This is a genomic window from Microbacterium sp. SCPM-O-B-15248 (M128), assembly GCF_058214835.1.
In genome coordinates, this window is sequence record NZ_JBYQLI010000004.1 from 311,883 (window position 1) to 329,128 (window position 17,246).

15 protein-coding genes are annotated in these 17,246 nt (G+C 69.4%); 11 read left to right on the forward strand and 4 right to left on the reverse strand.

Going from position 1 to position 17,246, the window contains the following annotated elements; genetic code table 11:
- Positions 1-21: 21 nt before the first annotated feature.
- Together AC3E6M_RS09775 and AC3E6M_RS09780 are read right to left on the reverse strand one after the other, a co-directional pair.
- The gene (locus AC3E6M_RS09775; protein ID WP_490529749.1) at positions 22-255 is read right to left on the reverse strand and encodes an acyl-CoA carboxylase epsilon subunit; all 234 of its coding nucleotides are present in this window, start codon (positions 253-255) and stop codon (positions 22-24) included.
- Positions 252-1,841 carry an acyl-CoA carboxylase subunit beta gene (locus tag AC3E6M_RS09780; protein ID WP_490529750.1) on the reverse strand — a complete coding sequence of 530 codons (1,590 nt, stop codon included), beginning with the start codon at positions 1,839-1,841 and terminating at the stop codon, positions 252-254. The genes AC3E6M_RS09775 and AC3E6M_RS09780 overlap by 4 nt, the downstream gene beginning before the upstream one ends.
- Positions 1,842-1,997: 156 nt before the next feature.
- On the opposite strand from AC3E6M_RS09780, the gene AC3E6M_RS09785 reads away from it, so the two are divergent.
- From AC3E6M_RS09785 to AC3E6M_RS09830, 10 genes are all read left to right on the forward strand, one after another.
- Positions 1,998-2,780, forward strand: a complete 783-nt coding sequence (locus AC3E6M_RS09785) for a biotin--[acetyl-CoA-carboxylase] ligase (protein ID WP_490529752.1) — start codon at positions 1,998-2,000, stop codon at positions 2,778-2,780.
- Between the two features lie 59 nt (positions 2,781-2,839).
- On the forward strand, positions 2,840-3,394 hold the full coding sequence (locus tag AC3E6M_RS09790) for a PH domain-containing protein (protein WP_138175617.1): 555 nt from the start codon (positions 2,840-2,842) through the stop codon (positions 3,392-3,394).
- A 65-nt stretch (positions 3,395-3,459) separates the two neighbouring features.
- The gene (locus tag AC3E6M_RS09795) at positions 3,460-4,593 is read left to right on the forward strand and encodes a 5-(carboxyamino)imidazole ribonucleotide synthase (protein ID WP_490529753.1); all 1,134 of its coding nucleotides are present in this window, start codon (positions 3,460-3,462) and stop codon (positions 4,591-4,593) included.
- Positions 4,594-4,687: 94 nt separating this feature from the next.
- Positions 4,688-5,155, forward strand: a complete 468-nt coding sequence (gene purE, locus AC3E6M_RS09800; RefSeq protein WP_230005257.1) for a 5-(carboxyamino)imidazole ribonucleotide mutase — start codon at positions 4,688-4,690, stop codon at positions 5,153-5,155.
- The gene (locus tag AC3E6M_RS09805; protein ID WP_490529754.1) at positions 5,152-6,618 is read left to right on the forward strand and encodes an LCP family glycopolymer transferase; all 1,467 of its coding nucleotides are present in this window, start codon (positions 5,152-5,154) and stop codon (positions 6,616-6,618) included. The genes purE and AC3E6M_RS09805 overlap by 4 nt, the downstream gene beginning before the upstream one ends.
- Positions 6,615-7,718: a glycosyltransferase gene (locus AC3E6M_RS09810; RefSeq protein WP_490529755.1), complete on the forward strand. Its 1,104-nt coding sequence runs from the start codon at positions 6,615-6,617 to the stop codon at positions 7,716-7,718. Before AC3E6M_RS09805 ends, AC3E6M_RS09810 begins: the two co-directional genes overlap by 4 nt.
- A 22-nt stretch (positions 7,719-7,740) precedes the next feature.
- Positions 7,741-8,676 (forward strand): glycosyltransferase family 2 protein, encoded by a 936-nt coding sequence (locus AC3E6M_RS09815; RefSeq protein WP_490529756.1) that lies wholly within the window; start codon positions 7,741-7,743, stop codon positions 8,674-8,676.
- Between the two features lie 99 nt (positions 8,677-8,775).
- Positions 8,776-9,243, forward strand: a complete 468-nt coding sequence (locus AC3E6M_RS09820) for a hypothetical protein (RefSeq protein ID WP_490529757.1) — start codon at positions 8,776-8,778, stop codon at positions 9,241-9,243.
- A 56-nt stretch (positions 9,244-9,299) separates the two neighbouring features.
- Complete coding sequence (locus tag AC3E6M_RS09825; protein ID WP_490529758.1) at positions 9,300-11,612, forward strand: FG-GAP-like repeat-containing protein; 2,313 nt, start codon at positions 9,300-9,302, stop codon at positions 11,610-11,612.
- 96 nt (positions 11,613-11,708) lie between these two features.
- Entirely contained in the window at positions 11,709-13,754 is a 2,046-nt protein-coding gene (locus AC3E6M_RS09830) for a DUF7657 domain-containing protein (RefSeq protein ID WP_138175605.1), read from the forward strand.
- 12 nt (positions 13,755-13,766) lie between these two features.
- Here AC3E6M_RS09830 and AC3E6M_RS09835 read toward each other — a convergent pair whose 3' ends face one another.
- Together AC3E6M_RS09835 and rfbB are read right to left on the reverse strand one after the other, a co-directional pair.
- Positions 13,767-15,182 carry a sugar nucleotide-binding protein gene (locus AC3E6M_RS09835; RefSeq protein WP_490529759.1) on the reverse strand — a complete coding sequence of 472 codons (1,416 nt, stop codon included), beginning with the start codon at positions 15,180-15,182 and terminating at the stop codon, positions 13,767-13,769.
- Positions 15,183-15,187: 5 nt separating this feature from the next.
- Positions 15,188-16,183 (reverse strand): dTDP-glucose 4,6-dehydratase, encoded by a 996-nt coding sequence (rfbB, locus tag AC3E6M_RS09840; protein WP_490529760.1) that lies wholly within the window; start codon positions 16,181-16,183, stop codon positions 15,188-15,190.
- Positions 16,184-16,268: 85 nt separating this feature from the next.
- On the opposite strand from rfbB, the gene rfbA reads away from it, so the two are divergent.
- Positions 16,269-17,153, forward strand: a complete 885-nt coding sequence (rfbA, locus tag AC3E6M_RS09845; RefSeq protein ID WP_138175599.1) for a glucose-1-phosphate thymidylyltransferase RfbA — start codon at positions 16,269-16,271, stop codon at positions 17,151-17,153.
- Positions 17,154-17,246: the final 93 nt, after the last annotated feature.

The following is a 17,246-nucleotide window of genomic DNA, read 5'->3' on the forward strand; positions in this document are numbered from 1 at the left end:
TGTAGGTATTTCGGGGGACAGTCAGCCCGTGAAGCCGTGCCAGCCCGCGTCGCGGTTCAGCGGGGAGCGCAGGCCCCGCGCCGAGAGCTCCCAGCGCGAGCGGGGGGCGTCCTCGGGGGCCGTGGCATCCGCGGTTTCGCGCGCGAAGGCCTCGCTCACGACGACGACGGCCGCGGCCAGCTCTTCGGGCGTCGGTGCGCCGCGGACGACCCGGGCGACGGTCGCCGGCGAATCGTCGGATGCCGTGGCGCTCACAGCGGGATGTTCCCGTGCTTCTTGGCGGGCAGGCTCGCGCGCTTGTTGCGCAGTGCCCGCAGGGCTTTCGCGATCGAGACGCGCGTCTGCGCCGGCTCGATGATGCCGTCGAGCTCGCCCCGCTCGGCCGCCAGGAACGGCGACGCGACGTTGTAGGTGTACTCGTTGGCCAGGCGTGTGCGGACGGCGGCGACGTCCTCGCCGGCCTCCTCGGCGCGCTTGATCTCGCCGCGATAGAGGATGTTGACCGCGCCCTGACCGCCCATGACGGCGATCTCGGCGGTGGGCCACGCGAGGTTGATGTCGGCACCGAGCTGCTTGGAGCCCATGACGATGTACGCGCCGCCGTAGGCCTTGCGGAGGATCACGGTGACCAGCGGCACGGTGGCCTCGGCGTAGGCGTAGAGCAGCTTCGCACCGCGGCGGATGACGCCGGTCCACTCCTGGTCGGTGCCCGGGAGGTAGCCGGGCACGTCGACGAGGGTCACGATGGGCACCGAGAACGCGTCGCAGAAACGGACGAAACGGCTCGCCTTCTCGCCCGCGTCGATGTTGAGCGTGCCGGCCATCTGCGAGGGCTGGTTGGCGATGATGCCGACGGTGCGGCCCTCGATACGCCCGAACCCGATGACGATGTTCGGGGCGAACAGCGGCTGCACCTCGAGGAAGTCGGCACCGTCGACGATGCCCTCGATGACGGTGTGGATGTCGTACGGCTGATTGGGGGAGTCGGGGATGACGGTGTTCAGTGCGCGATCGGCATCCGTGGTCTCGAACTCGAACGGCGTCTCGTAGACGGGCAGCTCGGAGAGGTTGTTGTCGGGGAGGAACCCGATGAGCGTGCGGGCGTAGTCGATGGCGTCGTCTTCGTCGTCGGCGAGGTAGTGCGCGACGCCGGAGCGGGTGTTGTGCGTGTGGGCGCCGCCGAGCTCCTCCATCCCGACGTCTTCGCCGGTGACGGTCTTGATCACGTCGGGGCCGGTGACGAACATCTGGCTGGTCTTGTCGACCATGATCACGAAGTCGGTCAGGGCGGGGGAGTAGACCGCGCCGCCGGCGGCCGGGCCCATGATGATCGACAGCTGCGGGATTACGCCCGACGCCGCCGTGTTCAGGCGGAAGATCTCGCCGTACTTGCCCAGGGCGACCACGCCCTCCTGGATGCGTGCGCCGCCCGAATCCAGGATGCCGATGATCGGGATGCCGCTGCGCAGGGCCAGTTGCATGACCTTGATGATCTTGTCGCCGGCGACCTCGCCGAGCGACCCGCCGAAAGTGGAGAAGTCTTGCGCGTAGACCGCGACCGTGCGGCCGTGGATCGTGCCCGTGCCGGTGACGACCGAGTCGCCGTAGGGACGGGACTTGTCCATGCCGAAGGCGGCGGTGCGGTGCCGGACGTACTCGTCGAGCTCGACGAACGAGCCGGGGTCGACCAGCATCTCGATGCGCTCGCGGGCGGTGAGCTTGCCCTTGGCGTGCTGCTTGGTGCGCGCGGCGGCTTCGGCGTCGACGACCGCCTCCTGGAACCTCGTGCGCAGGTCGGCGATCTTGCCGGCGGTCGTGTAGAGATCGGGCTGGTCGGTCACGCTTTCCACCCTAGCGACCGCGTCGGTGCCTATGTTGGAGGGTGCGCACAAGCCCCCGTCCGAGACGCTGTGGCATCCATCCATCGCCGGGAGGGTCACTACCCGGGAGAAGGCAAGTGGATGCCGTCGCCCCCGGGTGTTGCCTAGGGTGTGGACATGCCGATCCCCGCTGCCGGATTCCCACTCACCGCCGTGCTGAGCCCGCGCGTCCAGATCGTGGAGACGACCGACTCCACCAACGCCGACGTCGTGGCCGCCGTGGCCGCCGACCCCGCCGGCTGGCCCCACCTGTCGCTCCTGGTCACCGACGACCAGCGGGCCGGGCGCGGCCGGCTCGATCGCACGTGGACCGCGCCGGCGGGTACCGCGCTCGCCGTCTCCGTCGTCGTCGACGCCGGGCGCGTGCCGATGGAGATGCGCGGCTGGATCCCCTTGGCGGCCGGAGCGGCCATGGCCCGCGCGGTCGAGAGCAGGCTCTCCGGCCACGGCTCGAAGGCCGAGCTCAAGTGGCCGAACGACGTGCTCGTGGACGGGAGCAAGATCTGCGGCATCCTCGCGGAGGCGGTTCCCGGATCCCTCGACACGGTCGTCGTGGGCGCCGGGGTGAACACCCGCATGACCCGTGCCGATCTCCCCGTGTCCACGGCGACCTCGTTCGCGGCGATCGGGATCGACGTCGACGACGACGCACTCCTCGCCGACTACGTGAAGGCCCTTGCAGAGTTCCTCGCCACTCTGTCGAGCGGCGACGTCGCGCGCGTGCATCGCGACATCGAGAAGCTCTGCGCGACCGTCGGCCGCGAAGTGTCGGTCTCCCTCCCCGACGGGACGACCCTGCACGGGCGGGCGGAGCGACTCGACGCCGAGGGGCGGCTGGTCGTGGAGTCCGGCACGATCCAGACCGTCGTCGCCGCGGGCGACGTCGTCCACGTGCGCTGACCCGCCCGCCACCCGCGTGTGCGGGCGGCGTCGTGGGTCCTGTCCCCCAGAATGAAACCGTGACCCAGCCGACCAGCTACGGAGGCCGCCCGCGGACGCCGGCCCCGGGTTCGGTGGCGCCCGAACGGCGCATCGCGCGGTTGCGCGGTCACTCGCGCCGGCTTTTCTGGTCGGCGCTCGTGCTCATCGCCGTCGCCGGCGCGACGACGTACTTCTTCGGCAACCTTCCCTCTCCTTTCGAGGACTGGATGCTCCTGACGGCCGCGGGCGCGCTGGTCCTGCTGCTGGTGATCGTGCCGTACTTCGTCTGGTTGTCGCGGTCCTGGACGATCACGACGCGTCGCGTGATCGAACGCTCCGGGTTCTTCGGATCGAGCAGTCGCGAGATCTCGCATGTCCGGGGGTACGCGATCCAGATGCGCCGCGGCATCCTGCAGCGCATGTGGGGAGCCGGGACGCTGACTCTCTCCAACGGCGTCGAGCCCCCCATGCGGCTGAAGAACGTCCCGCACGCCCTCCTCGTCCACGAGACGCTGGTCGACCAGGTCGAGGTGAACCAGATCCTCGCCCACCGGGACTCGCAATCGAACGGTTCGGGCGCGATCGACGCCTGACCCCGAGCACCCGGTGTGCAACCCCGCTGTGCGACGGCCACAATGGACGGGACGGAAGGAGCGGCATGGCGCTGCGAGTCGGAGTGGTCGGTGGCGGACAGCTGGCGCGGATGATGATCGCGCCCGCCGAAGAACTCGGGATCGACATCCGGGTCCTCGCCGAGAGCGAGGGCATGTCCGCGAGCCTGGCCGCCACCGCCGTCGGTGACTACCGCGACGCCGAGACGGTGCTGCGCTTCGCGCGCGACGTCGACGTCCTCACCTTCGACCACGAGCACGTTCCGCAAGACGTCCTGGCCGCCCTCGTCGAGGCCGGCGTCGCCGTGCACCCCGGCCCCGCACCCCTCGCGGTCGCGCAGGACAAGCTCGTGATGCGGAAGCGCATGGCCGAGCTCGGGATGCCGCAGCCCGACTGGGCGGCGGTGTCCGACGCCACGGAGCTGCAGGAGTTCCTCGACGCGCACGGCGGCCGCGCGGTCGTGAAGACCCCCCGCGGCGGCTACGACGGCAAGGGCGTGCGGGTCGTGTCCGCCGCCACCGAGGCCGACGACTGGTTCGCCGCGCTCGCCGAGGACGCCCGCGGTGGTGCGCTCCTGGTGGAGGAGCTCGTCGACTTCACGCGCGAGCTCGCCCAGCAGGTGGCTCGGCGCCCCTCCGGGGAGGTCCGCGTCTACCCCCTCGTCGCCACGACCCAGCGCGACGGCGTGTGCGCCGAGGTCATTGCTCCGGCCCCGCGCGCGGGCGAGCGGCTCGAGCGCGCCGCCGCCGAGATCGGCGTCGCCGTGGCAGAAGGCCTCGGGGTGACCGGGATGCTCGCGGTCGAGTTGTTCGAGACGACCGACGAGCACATCCTCGTCAACGAGCTCGCGATGCGCCCGCACAACAGCGGTCACTGGACCCAGGACGGCGCGGTGACGAGCCAGTTCGAGCAGCACCTGCGGGCGGTGCTCGATCTCCCGCTCGGATCGACCGCGGCGGTGGCGCCCTGGACGGTCATGATCAACATCCTCGGCGGGCCGGCCGAGGGCGGACTCACCGAGCGGTTCGCCCCGGCGATGGCGGCGCATCCGACGGCGAAGATCCACACCTACGGCAAGGATCCGCGCCCCGGCCGCAAGGTGGGGCACATCAACGTCGCCGGCGACGACGTGGATGACGTGGTCGACGAGGGCCGCGCGGCGGCGGCATTCTTCGACTGAGCGCGCCGTTGCGCGATCTTCCAGCGACCCGCCCTAGCCTGGACCGGTGACCCGGCCACTGCATTCCTCCGAGACGCCGGTGGTCGGCGTCGTCATGGGCTCCGACTCCGACTGGCGCGTGATGAGCGACGCCTCTCAGGTGCTCACCGAGTTCGGCATCCCGCACGAGGTCGAGGTCGTCTCGGCGCATCGCACGCCCGACAAGCTGATCCGCTACGGCCGCGAGGCCCGTGCGCGGGGGCTGCGCGCGATCATCGCGGGTGCGGGCGGGGCGGCGCACCTCCCGGGCATGCTGGCTTCGGTCACCGCCCTGCCGGTCATCGGCGTGCCGGTCCAGCTGGCGACGCTGGACGGACTGGACTCGCTGCTCAGCATCGTGCAGATGCCGGCCGGGATCCCCGTGGCCACGGTGTCCATCAACGGCGCCAAGAACGCCGGTCTTCTGGCCGCCCGCGTCCTCGGCGCGGCCGATCCTGCTCTGGGCGACCGGGTCGAGGCCTATGCCGCCGATCTCGAAGCCCAGGTGGAGGAGAAGAACCGCCGTCTGAAGGACTCGTTGTGACGCTGTCGGCGCCGCCGCGGCCGCGGACGCGCGAGCCGCTCGTGGAGTCGCGGCCGATGCGCAACCCGGATGTCTCGTCGCGGGAGGTCATGACGCGACGTGGCTGGTGGCTCGTCGTTCTCAACGTCCTCGTGCCGGGATCGGCGCAGATCCTCGCGGGCAACCGCCGCCTTGGTCGGTTCGGGCTGGCGGCGACCCTCTTCCTCTGGACGGTGCTGGTCCTGACGGCCCTCGGCGCGCTGCTGTGGCCGAGCGGGCTGTTCGCACTCGCCACGGGATCCTTCATCCCCGATTTCCTGTCGTGGTTCCGTTGGGTGCCGCTCACCGTCGTGCAGATCGTGCTCATCGGGTATGTCGTGCTGTGGATCGTCCTGACGATCGACACGCTGCGGCTCGTGCGGCTCGTCCGCACCGGCCCCCTTGCGCGGTTCGCCATCGCCTTCGTCTCGGTGGGGCTGCTGGTGCTCACGGGTTCGGGGGCGGCGTGGGCGGCTCAGGCGGCGGGCACCACCCGCGACGGGTTCGCGCAGATCTTCGCCGAGTCCGCTCCCGTCGTCCCGCCGTCCGACGGCTACTACAACATCCTCCTCCTGGGCGCCGACTCCGGTGAGGGACGCGACTCGATGCGGTTCGACTCCATCTCCGTCGTCTCGATCAACGCCTCCAGCGGTGCGGTGACCATCACCGGCATCCCGCGCGACATGCCGCACTTCCCGTTCGCGCCGGGCCCGATGCAGGACGAGTACCCCGACGGTCACACCGGATTCGCGAACGCCACGTGCGGGTGGGGCAGCGGCATCAACCAGCTGCGCACCGAGGTCGAGGTCTGTAAGGACGGCAATGCCCTGTATCCCGACGCGGTCGCGAACGGCTCGGAGCCCGGTATCGAAGCCACGAAGGACGCCGCCGAGGGCATCCTCGGCATCCAGATCCCCTACTACGTCCTGATCGACATGAAGGGCTTCGCCGACGTCGTCGACGCGCTCGGCGGAGTCGACATCACCGTGGACGAGCGACTCCCCAAGGGCGGCCCCGCGTACGACGGCCAGCCGGTGGACGACTGGGCCTTCGGCTGGATCGAGCCGGGTGCCCAGCACATGGACGGCGACACCGCCCAGTGGTACGCCCGCTCGCGGTACACCACGAGCGACTTCGATCGCATGCGGCGTCAGCGGCAGTTGCAGGAGGCGATTCTCGCGCAGTTCACTCCGCAGAACGTGCTCCAGCACTTCACGGAGGTGTGGAAGGCCGGCACGAACGTCGTCGAAACCGATCTGCCGCAGGGCCTCATCGCCCCGACCCTCGTGGACCTCGCGTTGAAGGCGAAGGGCGAGCCGGTCACGACGATCGAACTCACCCCCGAAGGCGGCGTCGACGAGTTCGACCCCGACTACGCCCAGGTCCAGCAGATTCTGCGCGACAAGCTCCACTCGCCCACCGAGACGGAGGCACCCGCGCCGTGACCGTCACCCTCCGCGTCGTGCTGGACCAGCTCGTCAGCCCCACCTCCCGCGACCTCGCCGAGGCTTCCGCGTCGCTCGCTCAAGCGCTCGTCGACACCGCCCCGCGCGGCTGCGACGTCTCCGCGATCGTGCCGTCTCCGGGCCTGCCCGACGACGTCGGGGTGACGGGCCTGACATCCGAGACGCGGCTGTCGATGCGGCGGCGCGAGCTCGCGGCATCCTGGCAGCTCGGGGTGGCTCCGGGGATCGGCCGCGGCCTGATCCACTCGCCGACGCCGCTCGCCCCGCTCGTGCGTCACGATCGCGTCAACGAGACGCACCAGATCGTCGTGACGCTGTGGGACCTGCGCGCGTGGGAGACCCCCGACGAACTGCCCCGGGCCGAGATCCTGGCCGCCCGTGCCCTGCTCTCGCGCGTCGGCAAGCACGCCGACGCCGTCGTCGTTCCCTCGCACGCGATGGCCGAACGCCTGGCCGAGGTGGCCAAGGCCAAGCTCGTCGCCAAGGTGCGGGTCATCGGCGGCGCGCCCGTCCGCGGTTTCCGCGTGCCCTCGGATGCCGTGGGGCGGCTGCGCGCGCTCGACCTGCCGTCGTCGTTCCTCGCCGTCGCCGGAGGTGCCGTCGCCTCCGACGGCCTCTCCGGCGCGTTCGCGGGCGTCACCGCGGCCGGATGGGAGGGCGACGTCGTCGTCATCGACGTGCCCGAGGGGGAGGAGCCGGCCGTGGCCGACCTCGCTTCCGCCGCCGGGATCGCCGAGACCCGCGTGCACGCCCGCGGATCGCTCGACCCCTGGGATCGCGCCACAGTGCTCTCGCATGCGGTGGCATTCGTCGCCCCGAGCACCCGCACCGATTGGCCGTGGCGCGCGGTCGACGCGCTCGCCGTCGGCGTGCCGATCGTCGCCGCCGACACGGCCGTGCACCGGGAGGTGCTCGCGGACGCGGCGGTGTACGCGGGTGCCGACGACCTCGGCGCGGCGATCACCCGCGCCCTGGGGGAGGACGCGGAGCGTCTGCGCGTGCTCGCCGGCGACCGCGCGAAGGGCTTCGCCTGGGAAGCGTGCGCCGACCGGGTGTGGGCGTTGCACGCGGAGCTGTAGACCCGGCCCTATGCTCGAACCCATGACCGCGCGCGTCGGAATCGTCGTCCGCACCCGCAAGCGCCCCGACTTCCTGCGCCGGGCCCTCGACGACATCGCCGCGCAGACGTTCTCCGATCTCCGTGTCGTCGTCGTCAACGACGGAGGCGAGCCCGCCGAGGTCGACCGGGTCGTCGCCGAGGCTGCGGTGCCCATCGAGGTCGTCCACATCGCTCCCGGCGCGGGCGGTCGTTGCATCGCCGCCAATGTCGGGGTGCGCGCGGCGGGGACCGAGTTCGTCGTGCTGCATGACGACGACGACCGCTGGCATCCGGAATTCCTCGCGCGCACCGTCGCCTGGCTCGATACCCACCCCGGTGATGCGGCGGTCTCGGTCGCGACCGAGATCGTGTACGAGGAGGAGCGGGACGGCGCATGGGTCGAGGTCGGACGCGCTCCGTTCTGGGCCGGGATGCAGCGCATATCGCTGACCGAGATGCTGAGCGTCAACCGCGCCGTCCCCATCTCGGTCCTCTACCGCGCCGCCGTCCACGACGACGCCGGCTGGTACGACGAGTCGCTCGACGCGGTCGAGGACTGGGACTTCTACCTGCGGGTGCTCGCGCGGGCGGGGTTCGGGTTCCTCGCGGGCGAGCCGCTGGCGTACTGGACGCAGAGACCGGATGCCACCGGCGTCGCGGCGAACAGCATGTTCGAACTCGCCGGGGCGCACGCGCACGACGATGCCCTCGTCCGTGACCGGGCGCTCGCGGAGTGGACCCGGCGGGAGGGTGAGGGGCTTCCGCTCTACCTCGCCGCGCTCCAGGCAGAGCTGCTCGCTCGGCTCGACGAGCGCGCCGAGGAGAGCGCGGCACGACTCCGCGCGGAGATCCGCGAGGACGTGCGCCGCGAGATCGACGCCCATCAGCCGCTGTGGTCGCGGCTGCGTCGGCTGCGGCGATATACGACGCGCGGCTGACCTCGCGCGGCGTGGCAGCCGCCGATCCGGGCCGCGACACCGCACAATGATCGCGTGATTCGCCTGACTGCCGCCCCTCGCTCACCCTCGACGAAGAGGATGAGTCGGTGGGTCGTCCCCGTCGTGGCGCTGTCGCTGCTGACCCTCGCCGGGTGCGCGACGCCCGTCGGAGGGGCGAGCCCGACGCCCACCTCGAGCGGCTCGGCATCCGCCACCGCGTCACCCACCCCCTCGGCCGCGCCGACCGGCACCGCTGTTCCGAGCCCCACGGTCACCCCGTTCACCGGCGACGTCCTCGTCGTCACCGCCGAGATCCTCGATGGGCGGCTCGAGGTCACGGCGATGGTGCCGAAGGTCTCGGAGGGCGGCGGCACGTGCACGCTCGAACTCGTCGGAACAGATCGGACCGTGTCCGTGACCGGAGCCGAGGGCAACGACGTGACCTACTGCGGCGTGATGTCGATCCCCGTCGACGCGCCCGCTGACGACCTGCAGTTCCGCGTGCGCTACGAGTCGTCGACGACGCGCGCCGAGTCGGCCGTCTCCACGGTCGAGCCGGCCCCGTGATCGCACGGTCGCGCCGCCGCGGTGCCGTCGCCGTCCTCGCGGCCTGGGTGTGCGCGGTGGCATTTCTGGTAGCCGTCCCCGTCGCGCTCCCCGCGACCGTGGCCCCCGTGGCATCCGCGTCCGCCGCGAACGCGGCCGACTGGAACGCCGGGAACATCATCGACGACGCGGTGTTCTTCGACGGCACGGCGATGGGCTCGCCGGAGATCCAGGCGTTCATGGAGAAGCAGGTGCGCCAGTGCCAACGCGGGTACACCTGCGTCAAGGACTTCCGCCAGAACACCGACGACCGACCCGCCGACAAGTACTGCAACGGCTACAGCGGCGCACCCAACGAGAGCGCCTCCACCATCATCGACAAGGTCGCCCGGTCGTGCGGGGTCAGCCAGAAAGCGCTGCTCGTCCTTCTGCAGAAGGAGCAGGGCCTGATCACCTCCACGGCCCCGTCCGACTGGAACTATTCGGCGGCCACCGGTCAGGGCTGCCCGGACACGGCGCCGTGCGACCCGGCGACCCAGGGGTTCTTCTACCAGGTCTACTACGGCGCCCGGCAGTTCGAGGTCTACCGGATGAACCCCACCTGGTGGGGGTACCAGGCCGGTCGATGGAACAACATCCTCTACAACCCGACCACGAGCTGCGGCACCCAGCGCGTCTTCATCGAGAACGCGGCGACGGCGGCCCTGTACATCTACACGCCGTACGTCCCCAACGCGGCGGCACTGCGCAACCTCTACGGCGAGGGCGACGGCTGCTCGGCCTACGGCAACCGCAACTTCTGGCGGACCTTCACGGACTGGTTCGGGTCGACGCGGGTCCAGCCCACGGTTCCGCGCTACGGCGTTGACCCGTCCATCGTGGCGATCGACGGAACGGGCCAGGTCTTGTCCTACCCGTTCAAGAACGCGACCTGGGGTGACCGTGTTCGCACCGCTGGCGGCATCGCGTCGACGGATCGTGTGCTTGCCGTCGGCGACTTCGACGGCGATCAGCGACGCGACATGATCGTCGTCGACCGTGACATGAAGGTCTGGCTGCGTCCGCTCGAAGAGCGCTCCGGCGATCTCGCGCGCAAGCGCATCGACGTCGACTGGTCGGATGCCACGTTCATCACGGCCGCGAGCGACGCCGACGGCGACGGCATCCCCGACGTCTACACCACGACGAAGGCCGGTCTGCTGCTGTTCTGGAAGGGAACGGGATACGGCACCTTCGCGGCTTCGCGAGTCGTCGGCAGCGGGTGGACGGGGTTCACCGCGGTCGTCGGCGGCGCCGACGTCACCGGGGACGGAAAACAGGATCTCCTCGGTCGTGACGCCAGCGGTGACCTGTGGCTCTACCGAGGCGACGGTACGGGCGGCTGGCAGAATGGCCGCACCCATCTCGGCGGAGGGTGGGGGTCGATGACGTCCATCACGATGCCCGGTGACTTCACGGGCGACGGCGTCGCCGATCTGCTCGCGGTCGATCGCAACGGACTGCTGTGGTCGTTCGCCGGTGATAATTCTGGTCGTTTCAGCAGGTCGTCGTCGCCGGTGGGCAGCGGCTGGAGCGTGATGCAGACCGTCACGGCGGAAGGGGCGTCGCCCGGGTGGAGGAAGGCGTTCCCCGGCGGAGTCGGCGATCTCACCGGTGACGGACGCGCCGATGTCGCCGCGGTGACCAAGAAGGGCGTGCTCACGGTCTACCCCGGCAACGGCGGCGGAGGGTGGCAGGGCCCGATCGAGTCGAACGCGAAGTGGGGGAGTGCGACTCTCGTTCCCCTCGGGGACTTCACCGGCGATGGTCGGCCCGACCTGGGACGTGTCACCTCGGACGGTCAGTTCGAACTGTGGAAGGGGCGCGGCGACGGCACGTTCGCGGGGCCGACCGTCATCGGATCCGGTTGGAACGGATTCGGGCTGATCACCGGTGGGATCGATTTCGACGGTGACCGTCGGGTCGATGTGGTTGCGCGTGACGCCGCGGGCGACCTGTGGCTCTATCGTGGCGACGGCATGGGGGGCTGGCTGACCGGCCAAGGCGTCAAAGTCGGTGTCGGATGGCAGGTGATCGACTCGCTCTCGGCGGCCGGCGACATCGACGGTGACGGCGTGAGCGATCTGCTGGGGCGGCGCACGGACGGCAGCCTCTGGCTGTTCGGGGTGGATGGTCGCGGCAATTGGGGCTCGATCCGGGTGATCGGGGAGGGGTGGAACGTCTTCGGGACCGTCTTCGGTGCCGGTGACTTCGACGGCGCCGCCGGACCCGACGTGTTCGGAACCGACACGAAGGGTGATCTCTATCTCTACCGGGGCGATGGTCGCGGCGGATGGCTCGGTCGGTCACTCGCTGGGATCGGATGGAACGTGATGGGCCAGATCCGCTGAGCCGGTCCCCGGGCACCCGGCTTTCCTCGACTGGCGCCAGTAGCGGGTGCTGGATGAGACTAGAGGGTCTGCAGCCTCGGAAGTGAGTTCGACCACGTGAGTACCTCGAAGCCCGTTCGCCCCTGGCGGCCCGTGTTCGCCGCCTACGGCCGTTTCGTCGAGCCGCGCACGGACGGGCTCCCCAATGCCAAAGTCGTCGGCATCCCCCTGGGATTCCTCGCGGCCGTTCTCGTCCTCTTCGTCGCCCTGGGCCTGACGGGTTCGTCGACCGGCGTCGTCCACGGACTCATCAGCGAGACGGAGGATCCGGCACTGATAGCCGGAGAGCCCGCGCCCATCCGCAGCGACGAGTGGTTCGTGCAAACGTCCTGGGTCATCTCGCAGGTGGAGCAGGGGCTGCCGCCCCGGAACGAGACGTTCCCGGGCGGGATGGATGCCACCGTCCAGAACGATCTCCCCACGACCGACTGGTCCACCGCGCTTCGCCCGCACCTCCTGGGCTTCTTCGTCCTCCCGCTCGACCAGGCGATGGCGATGAAATGGTGGCTGCCCGGATTCGCCGTCATCGCTGCGGGCTACCTGTTGGCTGCGGTGTTGATGCCGCGGCGGCCGCTCGCTGCTGCGGCGCTCGCCGTGGGGTTCTTCTTCTCGCCGTTCTTCCAATGGTGGTATCTGTCGACGACGCTCTATCCTGCCGCGTGGGCGTTCCTCGTGATGGCCACCGCCGTGTGGTGCCTGAAGTCGAGAAGACGACGAGGAGCGTGGATACTGGCGGGCCTCACGGCCTGGACCACGGCGGCGATGGCCGTCGGGGTGTACGCACCGTTCATCGTGCCGGTCGTGCTCGTCGCTGCGGCGTTCGTGATCGGACTCGTGCTCACCCGCCGCGACGGGTCTCGGCTGCGTGAGCGGGTGACGCGCATCGTTCCGCTTCTCGCGGCGGGACTCGTCGCTGCGGTGGTGATGGTCGTCTGGCTTCTCACGCGGTGGTCCACCATCGAGGGCTTCACATCGACGGTCTACCCCGGTGAACGATTGCAAGAGGTGGGCCACGCCGGGACGTCCGAGCTGGCCCAGCTTTTCGCAGGCTTTCTCTCGTTCGATCTCGGGCGCACCACGGGCGCGCCGTTCGCAATGAACGCGCCCGAGGCGTCGACGTTCTTCCTCCCCGGACTGTTCCTCGTCGTCGCGATCGTCTGGGTGCTCGTCGCCCTCTGGCGGACCGATCGCCGCGTCGACGGCACCGCGGTCGCGTTGTTGGTATCCGGCGTGGTGATGGTGGCATTCCTGGTAATCCCGGGCTGGGATCCGATCGCTCACCTCTTCTTCCTGGACCGAACGACCTACGGGCGGATACGGATCGGTTTCGGGGTGCTCAGCTTCGTGCTCGTTCCGCTGACCGCGCGGCTGCTCGACGACATGCGCTCCGCGAGCGGGCGCCGGGCGCCCTGGTGGGTGCCGCTCTCCGCGATGGCGCTCGTGGCGCTGTCGTTCGTGTTCGTCCTCTGGCGAATCGGCCGTGAGATGGGGCTGCAGGCCTACGTCGCGGACATGTCGCGATCGGCGTTGCTGCTGGGGGCAGTGCTGGCCCTCCTCTGCGTTCTCTCGGTGGGGGCTTTCGCCCGAGGATGGGCCGGAATCGGAGCGGCGATGTTCCTCATCGTCTCGGTCGTCTCCTCGCTGGGCGTCAATCCGCTGTATCGCGGTGTGCTGGACCTGAGGGAGACGGCAACTGTCCGCACCGTGCAGGAGAGGGACGCTCAAGATCCGGGTACCTGGGTCGGAATCACCTCGACGTCGCTTCCGACGATGATGCTCCTGGAATCGGGTGTCACCGCGCTGAACGGCTTCCAGGGGGCGCCGTCGCGGGAGATGTGGTCCGAGATCGACCCCACCGGTGCTGCGGAGGAGGAATGGAACCGGCTCGGCATGGTGTCCTGGGTGCTGGGAGAGGGCGACCCTGCTCCTCGCAATCCTTACCCCGACCAGGTGCAGATGACCTTCGATGCGTGCGCGCCGTTCGCGCGCGAGCACGTGACGTGGGTGCTGAGCGAAGTCGCGATCGACTCGCCCTGCGTGGTGTTGAGCGACACCGTGCAAGAAGGCCCGTCGAGCTTCCGGATCTACGAAGTCGTGAAGTGAGTCTGGCCCGCGTCAGCGGCCGAGGTACTCTGCCAACCGCTCCCGGCCATCGAGGGTGCGGATCCGCCCCCCGACGTCATCCAGGTCCAGCACGCTGTTGCGGGGACGTGGGGCGACCGGGCCGGTCGTCCCGGTGAAGTACTCCGCGGTGCTGACTCCGGTGACGCGGTCGGGGTCGTGCCCGGTGAGGCGGAAGACCTCGCGGGCGATGTCGTACCAGGACTGCGGTTCTCCGTCCGAGGTGACGTTGTAGACGCCGGAGGGTGCCTCCGACTCCAGCAGCGCGCGAACGGTGGCGGCGATGTCGTCGGTGAAAGTGAGACGCCCGGTTTGGTCGTTCACGACGCGCGGGTCGATGCCGCGCTCGGCGAGGGAGGCCATGGTGCGGACGAAATTGTTGCCATCGCCGATGACCCAGCTCGTACGCAGGATGTAGTGGCGCGGAACGATGGAGACGATCGCATCGCCGGCGGCTTTGGTCTGCCCGTAGACGCCGAGGGGGGCGAGTGGGTCGCTCGTCGTGTACGCGCCGTCCTTCGTGCCGTCGAAGACGTAGTCGCTGGAGATGTGGACGAGGGTGATCCCGTTGGTGGTGGCGATGCGGGCGAGGGCGGCGACGGCGGTGACGTTCGCGGCCCAGGCCTCGGCGCGGCCCTCGGAGGTTTCTGCGGCATCGACTTTGGTGTAGGCGGCGGCGTTGATGATGGTGCCGTAGTCGCGCCAGCGGCGGGCGGTGGGAAGGTCGGGGGAGGTCAGGTCGAGGGTGTCGCGCGTGGCGTACTCGATCCACGGGTGTTCCCCGTATTCGTTGCGGAGGGCGCGGCCGAGCTGTCCGTTGGCGCCGGTGACGAGGATCTTCTTCGGCGGCATCGGGATGACGTCGGTGAGGCGGGGGTGGTTCTTGTCCTTCTCGCTGATCTCGACGGTGTCCAGGGGGATGGGCCAGTCGATCGCGGCGGTCTCGTCGGCGAGGTTGAGGAAGGTGTAGGTGGCGTCGGGGGACCAGTGGTCGTTGACGAGGTAGGTGTAGGCGGTGTCGGGTTCGAGGGTCTGGTAGGAGTTGCCGACGCCGCGGGGGACGAAGATCGCTTTCGAGGGGTCGAGCTCGGTGGTGTACACGGCGCCGAAGGTGTCGCCTTGGCGGAGGTCGACCCAGGCGCCGAAGATGCGGCCGGTGGCGACGGAGACGTACTTGTCCCATGGTTCGGCGTGGATGCCGCGGGTGGTGCCGACGGCGTCGTTGAAGGAGATGTTGTTCTGCACGGGACCGAAGTCGGGCAGGTCGATCCCGGCGGCGGTCATCTTCGCGCGTTGCCAGTTCTCTTTGAACCAGCCGCGGGTGTCGCCGTGCACGGGGAGGTCGAGGACGATCAGCCCGGGGATCGGGGTGGTCGTGACGGTGAGGTTCTTACCGAAGTCGGTGGCCATGCCGGTCACTGTCCCTTGCTGGCGTAGAACGCTTCGACGCCGTCCTTCGCCGGAGCCCACCAGGCCTCGTTGTCGCGGTACCAGTCGATGGTCGCGGCCAGACCGGACTCGAAGTCGCCGTACGTGGGGGTCCACCCGAGTTCGGTGCGCAGCTTGGTGGAGTCGATGGCGTAGCGCAGGTCGTGCCCGGGCCGGTCGGTGACGAGGTCATATGCATCGGCGGGCTGACCCATGCTCTGCAGGATCGACTCCACGACAGTCTTGTTGTCCTTCTCGCCGTCGGCGCCGATGAGGTAGGTCTGCCCGATCTGCCCCTTGTCGAGGATGGTCAGGACCGCGGAGGAGTGGTCGTCGGCATGGATCCAGTCGCGCACGTTCTCACCGGTGCCGTACAGCTTCGGGCGAATACCGCGAATGACGTTGGTGATCTGCCGGGGGATGAACTTCTCCACGTGCTGGTACGGGCCGTAGTTGTTGGAGCAGTTGCTGATCGTGGCGCGCACGCCGAACGAGCGCACCCACGCCCGCACGAGAAGGTCGGATCCGGCCTTGGTGGAGGAGTAGGGCGAGGAGGGGTTGTACGGGGTGGACTCGGTGAAACGGGACGGGTCGTCCAGTTCGAGGTCGCCGTAGACCTCGTCGGTGGAGATGTGGTGGAACCGCACATCGTGCCGGCGGGCGGCCTCCAACAGCGTGTACGTACCGATGATGTTCGTGTCCAGGAACGGCCGCGGGTCGTGCAGAGAGTTGTCGTTGTGCGACTCCGCTGCGTAATGCACGACCGCGTCCGCCTCGGCCACGAGCGGATCCACCACGGCGGCGTCGGCGATGTCGCCCACGACCAGTCGCACGCGGTCCTCCGGCAACCCCGCCAGCGACGCCCGGTTGCCGGCGTAGGTCAGCTTGTCCAACACCGTCACCGTGTGATCCGTGTGGCTCACGACATGGTGGACGAAATTGGAACCGATGAACCCGGCACCGCCGGTCACAAGCAGACGCATGGGGCCAGACTAGCCCGGCGTACTCGACGGCCCTGAGCGAGTCGACGGATTGGCGGGGATCGCGCGCGTCGGCGACAATCGAGGAATGCGTGGGATCATTCTCGCGGGCGGAACCGGGTCACGACTGCACCCCATCACGCTCGGCGTCTCGAAGCAGCTCGTCCCGGTCTACGACAAGCCGATGATCTACTACCCCCTGTCGACCCTGATCCTCGCCGGCATCCGCGACATCCTCATCATCACCACGCCACAGGATTCCGAGCAGTTCCAGCGGCTGCTCGGCGACGGATCGCGTTTCGGTATCTCGCTGACGTACAAGGTCCAGCCCTCACCGGACGGACTCGCGCAGGCGTTCCTCCTCGGCGAGGAGCACATCGGGTCTGACTCGGTCGCGCTCGTGCTGGGCGACAACATCTTCTATGGGCAGGGCATGGGGACGCGCCTGCGCCAGTACACCGACCTGACCGGAGGCGTGGTCTTCGGCTATTGGGTGGCCGACCCGACGGCCTACGGCGTCGTGGAGTTCGACAACGCCGGGCACGTGGTCTCGCTGGAAGAGAAGCCGGCCCACCCGAAGAGCAACTACGCCGTTCCAGGGCTGTACTTCTACGACAACGACGTCATCGAGATCGCCCGCTCGCTCACCCCCTCGCCGCGCGGAGAGCTCGAGATCACCGACATCAACAGCCGCTACCTCGAACGTGGTGCCTTGAAGGTCGAGCTTCTGCCGCGCGGAACGGCGTGGCTCGACACCGGGACTTTCGACTCGCTCAGCGAGGCGACGGAGTTCATCCGCACGGTCGAGAAGCGCCAGGGCCTGTCGATCGGGTGCCCCGAGGAGGTCGCCTGGCGTATGGGGTTCCTCTCGGACGACGAGTTGCGCGAGCGCGCGGAGCCGCTTGTCAAGAGCGGGTACGGCGAGTATTTGCTCAAGGCTCTCGCTCAGACAAGCCACGGCGGGCCGATCTAAGCTCGGTCTGTTCTGTGAGCGGTGGGCGCCCCCTGCCGTATCCGAGAAGTTGCAGGATGCCATGACGGGGGCTGAGGTGGAGCGTGCTGTGGT

Bases quoted from the DNA above. Each gene is read 5' to 3' on its own strand.
- AC3E6M_RS09835 (WP_490529759.1), bottom strand. From the start codon at position 15,182: ATGGCCACCGACTTCGGTAAGAACCTCACCGTCACGACCACCCCGATC.
- AC3E6M_RS09785 (WP_490529752.1), top strand. From the start codon at position 1,998: ATGCCGATCCCCGCTGCCGGATTCCCACTCACCGCCGTGCTGAGCCCG.
- rfbA (WP_138175599.1), top strand. From the start codon at position 16,269: ATGCGTGGGATCATTCTCGCGGGCGGAACCGGGTCACGACTGCACCCC.
- AC3E6M_RS09795 (WP_490529753.1), top strand. From the start codon at position 3,460: ATGGCGCTGCGAGTCGGAGTGGTCGGTGGCGGACAGCTGGCGCGGATG.
- AC3E6M_RS09820 (WP_490529757.1), top strand. From the start codon at position 8,776: ATGAGTCGGTGGGTCGTCCCCGTCGTGGCGCTGTCGCTGCTGACCCTC.
- AC3E6M_RS09815 (WP_490529756.1), top strand. From the start codon at position 7,741: ATGACCGCGCGCGTCGGAATCGTCGTCCGCACCCGCAAGCGCCCCGAC.
- rfbB (WP_490529760.1), bottom strand. From the start codon at position 16,183: ATGCGTCTGCTTGTGACCGGCGGTGCCGGGTTCATCGGTTCCAATTTC.
- purE (WP_230005257.1), top strand. From the start codon at position 4,688: ATGGGCTCCGACTCCGACTGGCGCGTGATGAGCGACGCCTCTCAGGTG.